Origin of the sequence: Corallococcus llansteffanensis (assembly GCF_003612055.1) — a bacterium.
Lineage (GTDB): Bacteria > Myxococcota > Myxococcia > Myxococcales > Myxococcaceae > Corallococcus > Corallococcus llansteffanensis.
The window spans coordinates 1-11,623 of sequence record NZ_RAWB01000316.1 but is presented as its reverse complement, the minus strand read 5'-3'; the positions used below and the strand labels follow the sequence as shown (position 1 = coordinate 11,623).

General features: G+C 69.2%; 10 protein-coding genes. 9 read left to right on the top strand and 1 reads right to left on the bottom strand.

Annotation, left to right across the window (positions count from 1 at the left end; translation table 11 throughout):
* Positions 1-273 precede the first annotated feature (273 nt).
* The 9 genes from D7V93_RS26210 (at position 274) to D7V93_RS26170 (ending at position 10,576) form a co-directional block, all read left to right on the top strand.
* A complete protein-coding gene (locus tag D7V93_RS26210; protein ID WP_120645998.1) occupies positions 274-843 on the top strand; it encodes a polysaccharide biosynthesis/export family protein in 570 nt (189 codons plus the stop codon).
* Between the two features lie 44 nt (positions 844-887).
* Positions 888-2,078 carry a hypothetical protein gene (locus D7V93_RS26205; protein WP_120645997.1) on the top strand — a complete coding sequence of 397 codons (1,191 nt, stop codon included), beginning with the start codon at positions 888-890 and terminating at the stop codon, positions 2,076-2,078.
* Positions 2,079-2,098: 20 nt separating this feature from the next.
* Complete coding sequence (locus tag D7V93_RS26200) at positions 2,099-3,526, top strand: GumC family protein (protein ID WP_208723156.1); 1,428 nt, start codon at positions 2,099-2,101, stop codon at positions 3,524-3,526.
* Between the two features lie 36 nt (positions 3,527-3,562).
* Positions 3,563-4,300 carry a CpsD/CapB family tyrosine-protein kinase gene (locus D7V93_RS26195; RefSeq protein ID WP_120645996.1) on the top strand — a complete coding sequence of 246 codons (738 nt, stop codon included), beginning with the start codon at positions 3,563-3,565 and terminating at the stop codon, positions 4,298-4,300.
* A gap of 111 nt (positions 4,301-4,411) precedes the next feature.
* Entirely contained in the window at positions 4,412-5,779 is a 1,368-nt protein-coding gene (exoE, locus tag D7V93_RS26190; protein WP_120645995.1) for a polyisoprenyl-phosphate hexose-1-phosphate transferase ExoE, read from the top strand.
* A gap of 116 nt (positions 5,780-5,895) precedes the next feature.
* Positions 5,896-6,975 carry a gluconeogenesis factor YvcK family protein gene (locus D7V93_RS26185; RefSeq protein ID WP_120645994.1) on the top strand — a complete coding sequence of 360 codons (1,080 nt, stop codon included), beginning with the start codon at positions 5,896-5,898 and terminating at the stop codon, positions 6,973-6,975.
* A gap of 36 nt (positions 6,976-7,011) precedes the next feature.
* On the top strand, positions 7,012-8,130 hold the full coding sequence (locus D7V93_RS26180) for a GNAT family N-acetyltransferase (protein WP_120645993.1): 1,119 nt from the start codon (positions 7,012-7,014) through the stop codon (positions 8,128-8,130).
* The gene (locus D7V93_RS26175) at positions 8,118-9,296 is read left to right on the top strand and encodes a DegT/DnrJ/EryC1/StrS family aminotransferase (RefSeq protein ID WP_208723155.1); all 1,179 of its coding nucleotides are present in this window, start codon (positions 8,118-8,120) and stop codon (positions 9,294-9,296) included. Before D7V93_RS26180 ends, D7V93_RS26175 begins: the two co-directional genes overlap by 13 nt.
* 83 nt (positions 9,297-9,379) lie before the next feature.
* A complete protein-coding gene (locus D7V93_RS26170; protein ID WP_120645992.1) occupies positions 9,380-10,576 on the top strand; it encodes a GNAT family N-acetyltransferase in 1,197 nt (398 codons plus the stop codon).
* Positions 10,577-10,596: 20 nt separating this feature from the next.
* Here D7V93_RS26170 and D7V93_RS26165 read toward each other — a convergent pair whose 3' ends face one another.
* Positions 10,597-11,478 (bottom strand): glycoside hydrolase family 25 protein, encoded by an 882-nt coding sequence (locus tag D7V93_RS26165; RefSeq protein WP_147451329.1) that lies wholly within the window; start codon positions 11,476-11,478, stop codon positions 10,597-10,599.
* Between the last annotated feature and the right edge of the window lie 145 nt (positions 11,479-11,623).

Genomic DNA, 11,623 nt, shown 5'->3' with positions numbered 1-11,623 from the left:
GGGCCGGGATGGGCAAACCTCTTCCACCGGATGGAAGCGATCAGCAGAAAGCACAGGGGAGAACACCGGGGTAGGACCGGAATTTTTCCCGATTGCCCCCATGTGCGCCTGATGTGGCACGCCGTAACCCACCGAAGTCCAAGGGTTTTCCCTCTCCCTCAAGGCTGGCACACGCGCTGCTAAGAGCCACCGCCAGAAGCGTGCTGATCGGCCCGCAGGGCCGGTGGACAAGCAGCACTCGTCAGACATCAGTCGAACGAAGGAGAGCGGAAGATGGGAATGCGGCGCACGGGGTTCTGGACGGTGATGGGGATGCTCCTCCTGTCGGGTTGTGCTCACCAGCAGACGCTGAAGGTCGACAACGCGGATCAGCCGTACCGGATTGGCCGCGAGGACGTGCTGGACGTCAGCGTGTGGCGTGACGCGGAGCTGTCGCGCACGGTGCCGGTGCGGCCCGACGGCTTCATCTCCGTGCCGATGATCGGAGAGATCCAGGCCGCGGGCAAGACGCCCACGGAGCTGGCGGAGGCGCTCAAGACGGGCCTGCAGCCGTACGTGCAGGAGCCCCGCGTGACGGTCATCGTCCGCGAGGTCAACAGCACCCGCGTGTTCGTGACGGGGGAAGTGGCCCACCCGGGCGCCTACCCGCTGCGCGGCCGCGTGTCGCTGCTCCAGGCCATCGCGCTGGCGGGCGGCTTCACGGACTTCGCCAACTCCGACGGCATCGTCGTCATCCGCACGGACGGCAAGGGCGGGCAGATCCCGGTGCGCTACAGCGACCTGGTCTCCCCCGAGGGTGAGAGCGTCATCCTGCGTCCCGGTGACACCGTCGTCGTTCCGTGAAGCGACGCGAGCACGGCGACAACGACAGACAGCGAAACAGCGACATGAAAACGGGCGTGGGCGTGGGTATGGACGGGAGGGCGACGGTGAGGGGCAACTGGAAGCGGGCAGTGATCGCGGGCTGTCTCATCGCCGCGCCGGCGGCTCAGGCCGCCACCATCCTGGAGCCGCGCCTGCGCCTCACGGCGGAAGAGCGCTTCGACAACGACCTGCGCCTGGGGGCGAACGCCGCCGGCGGGCAGTTCATGACGAAGCTGTCTCCCCGGCTGGGCCTGGACGTGAAGAACGAGCAGCTCACGCTGGACACGTTCTACGCCACGGACCTGCTCGCTCGTCACGGCTCCGGGAAGACGACGTTGGATCACCGCGGCGGGTTCGGCCTCCGCGACGTGCTGTCGCGGCGGCTGCGCCTGGACGCGAGCGCCAAGGTGTTCCGCGTCACCGACCCCACGTCGCTGCCGCGTGACGGCCTGGCGCGCTCCACCTCGCCCACCTTCTATCTGACGACGAAGGTGGGGCTGACGGGGCGCGTGACGGAGCGCATGGATGTGCGCGGCAGCTACAACTTCGAAGCGACGCGCATCATCGAGCCGGGACGGGAGGCGGGCTATGCCCACACCCCGTCGGTGGAGCTCTGGTACCGCTCCACGCGCCGGCTCTCGCTGGGGGCGGAGTACCGCTACCAGGGGTTCCTGTACGCAGGGGACTACAGCCAGGCGCACGGCGCTTCCGCGGCCCTGCGCTACCGGCTGTCGCGGCCCACCACGCTCACCCTCAAGGGCGGGCCGGTGCGCTACCTGCCGTCGGAGGAGTCGCGCGGTGGATGGATGCCTCGGGTGTCGCTGGAGCTGGCGCGCGAGGGAGAGCGGTCGGATGTGGCCTTCGCCATCGGACACGACCTGGTGGGTGCCAGCGGGTTCTCCGGGGCGGTCTGGGCGGATTACGCGTCATTGATTGCGGCGCACCGGTTCACGGCGAAGTTGTCTGCCTTCGGGGTGGCCAGCTTCTTCCGGAACGGGAGGGCGCCGGGTGAGAACTACACGGAGTGGCGGAACACCACGAACGTGTCGCAGGGCTATGCAGTGGGCGGCGGCGTCGAGTACCGGCTGAGCCGGAAGCTCGCGCTGCAAGGGGCGGTGGACCGCATCGCGCAAGTGGGCGCGGCGGACACCGCGGCGGCGGGGGACCTGACACGCAATGTGTTTGCCCTCCGTCTGGTCATGACACCTTGGTAGGGAGCAATCGAGTGCGAGGCATGTCGGAGGAGCGGATCATGGAGCGTGGGATGACGGCGGACCAGATGCTTTCGGCGCTGTGGCGTCGCAAGGCCCTGGTGGGGGCGATCGCTGCAGCAATCTTCGTGGTGGGCGCAGCCATCGTGATGACGCGGCCAAGCATCTACGAGGCTTCCGTGGTGGTGCGCGTGGAACCGCAGCGCCCCGGTGAGGAGATGGTCCAGCGCACGGTGAGCGAGCTCATCGAACAGCGGCTGGTCACGGTGCGCCAGGAGCTGCTGGCGCGGCCGGTGCTCCAGAAGGCCATTGAGGAGATGAACCTCTACCCGGAGCTCGTCTCCGAGAAGGGCATCGAGGCGGCGGTGGAGCAGATGCGCAAGGACCTCACGGTGCGCGTCGAGGGTGAGACGGCGTTCGAACTGACCTACTCGGGTCGCGACCCGCAGGTGGTGGCGCAGGTGACCAACCGCCTGCCGGCCATCTTCTCCGAGGAGACGCTGAAGATCCGCCAGGCGCAGGCGGCCCGCGCCACCAACCTCTTCACGGAGGAGATGGTGAACATGGGCAAGGCCGTGTCCACGTGGGAGGCCAACATCTCCCGCTTCAAGGTGGACCACCTGGGCGAGCTGCCCGAGCAGATGGAGATGAACATGCGCGGCCTGGAGCGCATCAGCGCCCAACTGCAGACCAAGTCCGAGGAGCTGCGCTCCGCTGAAGCGCGCCGCTCCGACCTGGCCCGGGCCCGCAATGCCGCGGACAGCGAGGCAGGCCGGCTGGAGGCCGCGGAGAGCGGGCTGAACCGCACGCTCACCCAGGCCAAGACGCAGTGGACCGAGGACCACCCGGAGGTGAAGCGGATGGAGCGCGAGCTGGGCAACGTCTCCGAGCAGCGCAAGGACGCCGAGGGCCGCATGTTCGCCGAGCGCAACGAGCGCACCCGCGTCACCACCCTCATCGCCACCATCCAGAAGGACATCGTGGACCTGCAGAAGCAGGCCGAGGCCTACCAGGCGCGGCTGAACAACACGCCCCGCTGGGCCCACGAGCTGGCGGTGATGAACCGGGACTATGAAATCGCCCGCACCAAGTACCAGAGCGTCGTGAGCCGCAAGGTGGAGGCGGAGATCGCCCAGGAGCTGGAGGCCAAGAGTGCCCAGAGCCTGTTCAACGTCATCTCGCCCGCCGGGGTGCCTTCCGCCCCGGCCCGCCCGGACCGCATGAGCGGCCTGCTCATCGCCGCCCTGGTGGCCCTGGCCCTGGGTGTCCTCACCGGCACCGTGCTCGAGATGCGCGACGACAGCCTGCGCGACGGCTCCGAGGTCCGCGAGCGCATCACGCTGCCTGTCCTGGCGGTGGTCCCGAACATGCAAGGGAAGACAGAGAAGCGGGTGTTGATGCCCATGGCCGGGAGCAAGAACAGCGTCTCCTCGTCCACTTCGCTGAATTAATTGCCGACCCCCTACGGAAAAGATTGGAGCACTGAGATGGATTCGACGATGGAGCGGGCCGGGAACTTCCTCCCGCGTGTGGATGAGAGTGCGGCTTCCTCGAACGCGGTAGACCGGCGGGTGGTGACGTTGACGGCCCCGGCCTCCGCGGCCGCCGAGCAGTACCGGACCCTGTACTACCGGCTGGAGCGGATGCGCGAGCAGCGCCCGATGAAGGTGGTGGCGCTCACCTCGGCCATGCCCGGCGAGGGCAAGACGGTGACGAGCGTGAACCTGGCGCTCGCCGCCGCCCGGGCGAACCCGGAGCGCCGCATCCTGCTGGTGGACGCGGACCTGCGCCGGGGGCAGGTGGCCCCCACGCTGGGCATGCGCAACAAGCAGGGCCTGTCGGAGCTGCTGGCCGGTGAGTGCGATGTGCGCGACGTGGTGCGCCGCTTCAACTCCACGCGCCTGGCCGTCATCCCCGCCGGCGCCACGCCGGAGGAGAGCACCCAGGTGCTGGCGAGCGCCCGGATGAAGCAGTTCCTCAAGGCGGTGCGCGAGGGCTTCGACGAGGTGTACGTGGACCTGCCGCCCACGCTGCCGTTCGCGGACGCGGCCATCCTCGGCCACCAGATGGACGGCGTGCTGATGGTCATCCGCGCCAACGTCACCCCCTCCAAGGTGGTGAACCAGGCGGTGGAGCAGCTCGCGGGCGCGGCCCTCGTCGGGTGCGTGCTCAACGGAGCCGAAGTGAACGCGACCCCGTACCTGAAGAACTACGTGAAGAAGTAGCAGCGCGAACCTTGGAGTGAGTGCGGTCTTGTGGGCCCTTCCCGTCCCCTCCGCCGAAAGGCGGAGGGGCGGGGGCCTGGAGCGGCGGCGGGTTGGGGTTGGAGGAGTCACGTGCTTCGCGTTTTTCATCACTACTTTTCAGCCAAGAAGTTGACGTTCTTCCTCGCCGAGAGCTCGGCGATCGCGCTGGCCTGTGTCGCGGGTGCCGCGGCCTGCGCGGCCCTCTTCGCGCCTCCGGGCACCTGGCCGCCGCTCGCCACGCTGTGGCCGACGCTGGTGGGGCTGGGCCTGGCCTTCGTCGTCACCTTCCAGTTCACGCTGTACCTGTTGGACCTGTACGACCTGCGCGTCGCCGCCGAGGACCGCACCCGCGGCTACCGCTTCCTCAAGGCCGCGGGCGTCACCGCGATGGTGGCGGGTGGGGTGATGCTGATCCTTCCGCTGGCCCTCCCGGTGACGCTGCCTCCCGGGACGCTGCTGGGTGGCGCGATGGGCGCCCTGGCCGGCACGCTGGCAGTGCGGGTCTCCATCCGCGCCCTGGTGGGCGAGCCCGACGCGGTCCTCATCATCGGTGATGGCCGCAAGGCCCGCGCGGTGGCGAGCGCCATCGAGGCTGGTGGCGAGGGTTCCTTCCGCGTGGTGGCCCTGGTGGACCCGCGTCAGGTGGAGGAGCCGCTGGACGCGATGGCGGCCCGGCTCAACGCCTCCTACGTGGTGCAGGCCGCGGATGACATGCGCGGCGCCAACTGGGTGGAGTCGCTCCTGCGCTGCCGGCTGGACGGGCGGCGGGTGTACGAAGCGGCGGGCTTCTGCGAGCGCGTGCTGCGCCGCATCCCGGTGCAGTTCCTCCGGGCGAGCGACTTCGCCTTCGCGGATGAGATGACGGTGTCGCCGCTGCGCCGGGCGCTCAAGCGCGTGTTCGACCTGGCGGTGGCGTCGCTCCTGCTGCTCTTGGCCTCGCCCTTCCTGGTGCTGGTGTCGCTGGCCATCAAGCTGGACTCCAAGGGCCCTGTGTTCTACCGGCAGGACCGCGTGGGGCTGGGGGGCCGGGCGTACCCCTTGTGGAAGTTCCGCAGCATGCGCACCGATGCGGAGAAGAACGGCGCGGTGTGGGCGCGCTCCAACGACGACCGCGTCACGCGGGTGGGCAAGTTCATCCGCCGCACGCGCATCGACGAGATTCCCCAGGTGTTCAACGTGCTGCTGGGCCACATGAGCTTCGTGGGGCCCCGCCCCGAGCGCCCGGTGTTCACCGAGCAGCTCAAGCAGCAGATTCCGTTCTACGGCGTGCGTGAGGCGGTGAAGCCGGGCATCACGGGCTGGGCGCAGATCCGCTACCCCTACGGAGCGTCGGTGGAGGACGCGCGCAACAAGCTGGAGTTCGACCTCTACTACGTGAAGAACGGGTCGCTGTTCCTGGACGTCGGCATTATCTTCCACACCGTGCGCCACGTGTTGTTGGGGCGGGGTGCCCGGTAGTCGGTTGCGGTTGTCATTGATGGGATTGAAGCAACGGTCCGCGGCCTCTGGTTGTCGGGGGAGGCCGGGACTTTCAAGGGTGGGCCATGGATTGGGATGGGCGAGGGGGTCGGAACATGGTGGGCATGGATGTGGATGCGCCGTTCGCGGAGTCGTGGAACCAGGACGACGCGCGCAAGCAGCAGAACACCGAACGCAACGAGCTGCTGCAGGCCCCGAAGAACCGCCCGACGCGCATCGTCGCCATGGGCGGCGGCACGGGCCTTCCCATGGTGCTGCGCGGGCTGGCCCGCCGCGCGACGCCCAAGGCCGGCCAGCCGGGCGTGGACATCACCGCGGTCGTGGCGATGAGCGACGACGGCGGCAGCTCCGGCCGCCTGCGCCGCCTGCACGGCGCGCTGCCCCCCGGTGACATCCGCAACTGCCTGGTGGCGCTCGCGGGTGGCAAGAGCGCCCTGAAGGACGTGTTCCAGTACCGCTTCGGTGGCGCGAAGGGCCTGGCCGGCCACGCGGTGGGCAACCTGCTCATCGCCGCGCTCGCGGAGCTGAAGGGTGACTTCCTGGAGGCGGTGCGCCTGTCCGGGGAGCTCCTGGGCGCGCAGGGCCAGGTGCTGCCCAGCACGCTCGCGTCGGTGCAGTTGGTGGCGCAGATGCATGACGACACGGAGGTGGTGGGCGAGCGCAACATCTGCCGCGCCCACGGCCGCGTGCGCCGCGTGTCCCTGAGCCCCCGCTCGCCGCCCCCGGTGGACGGCCTGCTGGAGGCCATCTACTCGGCGGACCTGATCGCCATCGGGCCGGGCTCGCTGTACTCGAGCGTGCTGCCGAACCTGCTCGTGGACGGCGTGGCCCAGGCGCTCAAGGAGACGCGCGCGCTGAAGGTCATGGTCGCCAACCTGATGACCCAGCCGGGTGAGACGGACGGCATGAACTGCCTGGACCACGTGCAGGCCGTCATCGAGCACGTGGGGCCGGTGCTGGACGCGGTGCTCGTCAATGGCCGGCAGCCCACCGAGGAGTCCATCCAGCGCTATGCGCGCAAGGGCTCCTTCCTGGTGACGGCGGAGACGCGGGAGCTGCTGTCGTCGGGCGTCATCCCGGTCCAGGCGGACCTGCTCAAGGATGGGTCCAAGATCCGACACGACAGCCGCAAGGTCGCCGCCTGCCTGCTGAAGATGGCCCGCAGCGGCTTGTAGCCGGCCCTGCCCGTCACCACCTTGGTGCCCGCGAATATGGAAGCCAGAAACCTCCGTGCCGACCCGCACGTCGTGGAAGTCAACGACCGGGCGGCCTTCATGTCCCTGGAAGCCGAGTGGAACGCGCTCGTGGAGGCCACCTCCAACGAGCTGTTCTACCGGCATGAGTTCCTGCGCCTGTGGCTGGACAACTTCGCCGCGACCTCGCGCATGCGGGTGCTGCTGCTGAGGGGCCCGGACGGCGCGCTGAGCGCCGCGCTGCCGCTGGTGGAGGAGCGCACGTCGATGTACGGCGTGCCCGTGCGGCAGCTCACCTCCGCCGCCAACGCGCACTCCTGCCGCTTCGACATGGTGGCGAAGGACCCCGAACTCGCGGCGGACGCGTTCCTCGCGCACCTGAAGCGCACGGGTGGCTGGGACGTGCTGCGGCTGACGGACGTGCCGGACGGCGGGGCGGGCTTCCACCTGATGGCGGAGGCGAAGCGCCTCCAGATGCCGGTGGGCGAGTGGGAGTCCTTGCAGTCGCCCTACGTGCCGCTGCCCTCGAAGAAGGACGCGTACTTCGCGTCGCTGCCGTCCAAGTTCAAGGCCAACTGCCGCCGCCGCCGCCGCAAGCTGGAGGAGAAGGGGAAGGTCACCTTCGAGCGCGTGTCCGGCGGGCTGGACCTGGAGGGCTCGCTGGAGGAGGGGCTGCTGCTGGAGCAGAGCGGCTGGAAGGGCCAGCGCGGCACGGCGATGGCGCAGGACGGGAAGACGCGGGGCTTCTACACGGAGCTGGCGCGGGACTCGGCCTACCGCGGGCGCCTGGCGCTGTACTACCTGCGGCTGGACGGGCGGGCGGTGGCGTTCCAGTACGGCCTGGAATACGGCAAGCGCTACTTCCTCTTGAAGCCCGGCTACGACGAGAGCCTCAAGGAGTGCAGCCCCGGACAGCTCCTGATGGAGGAGGTGCTGGGGGACTGCCTGGACCGGGGGCTGACGGAGTTCGATTTCCTGGGGCCGGACATGGTGTGGAAGCGCGACTGGACGGACCGCGTCCGCAAGCACACCTGGCTCTACGTGTTCAATGACACCGCCTTTGGTCGCGCCCTGTGCGCGGCGAAGTTCCGGTGGTTGCCGGCGGCGAAAGAGGTGGTGGCGCGATGGAAGCGGTGAAGACGTCCGACAAGCTGTTCGTCCCCTCCCTGCCCACGCTGTGGCCGGGAATGCTGCTGTCCGGCGCGCGTCCCGGTTCGCTGCCGCCGTTCTCGTCGCCCAACGCGCGCTACTTCTACTTCGCGCGCAACGCCGTCTGGCTGACGATGAAGATGCTGCGCCTGGATGGCGGCGAGGTGCTGATGCCCGCCTACCACCACGGCGTGGAGGTGGAGGCGGTGGTGGACGCGGGCGCGACGCCGCGCTTCTACCGCGTGGGCGCCCGTTGGGACGTGGACGTGGCGGACGTGGCGAAGCGCATCGGGCCGAAGACGAAGGCGCTCTACCTCATCCACTACGCGGGCTTCCCGGGGCCGGTGGACGCCATGCGCAAGCTGGCGGACGAGCACGGCCTCCCGCTCATCGAGGACTGCGCGCTGTCGCTCCTGTCGTCGGACGGCGCGACGCCGCTGGGCACCACGGGTGACGTGGGCATCTTCTGTCTCTACAAGACGCTGCCGGTGCCCAATGGGGGCGCGCTGGTCGTCAACGGCCCGCGGCAGTACAGCCTGCCGGAGCCTCCGGCGCCGCCCCTGGCGTCCACCTTCAGCCACACCGTGTCCGCGCTTCTGCAGAACCTGGAACTGCGGGGCGGGGCGACGGGCCGGGCCCTGCGCGGCCTGGTGCGTTCGGTGGGCCACGGCACGGTGAAGGCCGCGAGCATCGAGCGGGTGGCCACGGGCACGCAGCACTTCGACCGGCGGCACGTGGACCTGGGCATGAGCCCGCTGACGAAGCGGATTGCCCTGGCGCAGGACCTGGAGGGCATCGTCGAGGCGCGCAGGCGCAACTACTTCTTCCTGCTGGGAAGGCTGCGCGACGTGTCGCCGCCGCTCTTCAACCAGCTGCCGGCGGGGGTGAGCCCGCTGTTCTACCCGATGGTGGTGCAGGACAAGGAAGCGCTGCTGGCGAGGCTTCGCGAGCGGGGCATCGACGCCATCGACTTCTGGAAGCGCTTCCATCCGGCGTGCGACCCGTCGGAGTTCCCGGAGGTCGCGCAGCTTCGGCGGACGATTCTTGAGATTCCCTGCCACCAGGACCTGACGCCGGAGGTGATGGCGCAGGTGGCGGACGCGGTGAGGGATGCACTGAAGGCGGAGCGCCGGCCCAGCCAGCGCACCGGGTGAGTGGGATGGGGACTGGCTTCGAGGATGCAAGGGCAGACGGGGGCCAGTGGGCAGTGCTTCGGGAAAGGCATCAGGGTGACGCGGTGATCCGCGAAGACGAGTTGAGGTCCGGTCCGCAGGTCGCGCCGCGGTTGGACGTGGCCGCGGTGGGCAGTGCTTCAGAGATGTCGGGGATGCGGGCGGAGTGGAACGCGCTGCTGGACGCGAGCACCGCGGGCCCCTTCAACGCCTGGGAGTGGCTGTACCCGTGGTGTCGGCGCATCGCGCCGGACGTGCGGCCGCTGGTGCTGACGGCGCGCGACCGGCTGGGCACGCTGGTGGGCCTGCTGCCCCTGGGGCTGGAGCACCGCTGGGTGAATGGCATGCGCGTGCGGCGCCTGGGGTTCCTGGGTGAGACGCACGTGGGCAGCGACTATCTGGACGTGGTGGCTCGCAAGGGCCGCGAGGCGGAGGTGGGCCGCGCGTTCTTCCAGGTGCTGCACGGGCTGCGCGACGAGTGGGATGTGTTGGATTTGACGGACCTGCGCGAAGGCTCGGTGACGCTGGGCGTGGCGCGTGAGGTGTTCGGCGAGGTGCGCCAGACGGAGCGCTACGTGTGCCCGTACGAGACGCTGGTGCCGGGCGAGCCGTTCGACGCGTTCCTCAAGCGCACGGGCCGCCGGGACAACTACCTGCGCCGGCGCAAGTGGCTGGAGAAGCAGGAGGGCTATCGCATCGAGCGCACGGAGGCGCCGGGTGAGCTGGCCGGGCCGATGACGGACTTCTTCCGGTTGCATGCGCTGCGCTGGTCCTCGGACGGAGGGTCGCAGGGCATCAAGGGTTCAGGGGTGGAGGCGTTCCACCGGGACGCGACGCAATTGCTGGCGGAGCGGGGCCGGCTGCGGATGTACACGATGAAGGTGGGAGGCCAGGCGGTGGCCTCGGTGTACGGCATCGTGCACGGCAGCTCGTTCGTGTACTTCCAGTCCGGGTACGACCCGGCGTGGCGCAACCGCAGCGTGGGCCTGGTGCTGGTGGGCGAGACCTTCAAGGACGCCATCGAGATGGGCCTCACGGAGTACGACTTCCTGCGCGGCACGGAGTCCTACAAGGCCGACTGGGTGACGAAGCAGCGCCAGACGGTGTCGCTGCGCGTGCATGGCGCGGGCATGGGCGGCGCGTGGTTCACCCGCTCCGAGGAGCTGGCGCGGCAGACGCGCAACGCGGTGAAGCGCGTGCTGTCGGATGAGCTGGTGGAGAAGGTCCGCCGGCTGCGTCGCCGCAAGGCGGCGGTGCACTGAGTGCGCTGGCACGTTGCAAGCTACTCCATCTTCAAGAGGGCCTTCAGCTCCTCCACGGAGCCGTTGAAGTAGCTCTGGTCCACGGTCCCCGGGATGCCCGTCACCTCCCCGCTGCCGGTGTACTGCCAGAACTGCCACTGTTTCCAACCCGTCGGGGGCTTCGGCTCGGACGTGCTCAGCGTGTACTTCGCGAGCCAGAGCATGTGATCGCGGAAGTAGGGGTGGTTGCAGAAGCTCTTCTGCCACGTCTCGTGGTTCGTATAGATGATGGGCTTGTGGCCCAGCGCCTTCTCCACTCCCTGCGAGAAGGCCCGGAGCTTGCTCGCGGCCTGCTCGCAGCTGAGGCCTGCGTACAGCGCTTTGTACTCTTCGACGTCCACCACCACGGGCAGCTCGCCGGGGTCGGGACTCACGCGCTTCGTGAAGCTCTCCACCTGCGCCTGCACGTCAATCTTCGGGTGGAAGAAGTGGTAGGCGCCGCGCGGGATGCCCGCCTTCTTCGCGCCACTCCAGTAACTCTCGAAGCGCGTGTCCTCGCTCGTTGCCTCCGTCGCTTTGATGAAGACGAACGCGGCGGAGGCCTTGTTGACGGACTCCCATTTCACGGACGGCTGGTAGTGGGAGATGTCGATGCCCTGCAACCGGGTCTTGCCCGGAGCCTCGGCGAGGGCCGGCTTCACGGTGGCCCTGGCCGTGCCCGTCACGCCCACCTGAACGATGGCCGGCGAGGACGTGGGTTCAGGCGCGTCAGCGGGAGCCGGAGCCGGGGAGGGCGCGGAAGCCGCCACCGCCGGGCTGGCCAACGCCGCCGCCGCTGGGGCCGCTGGCGCGGTCAGCGTGGTGCCAGGGGTCGCACAGGCCAGGGACAGCACCACGGAGCCCAACACGGCCGAAGGCCTCATCCCATGAATCCAGGGTGACATCGCCACACCATCCTTTTGAATCATCAGTAGACGACGAAGTTGAGGGTCAGGTTGGGACGCACCCGCGTCTTGCCGCCCACTGGCAGGTGGACGCCACCGCCCAGCATCAAGCCCAGCTCCCGCC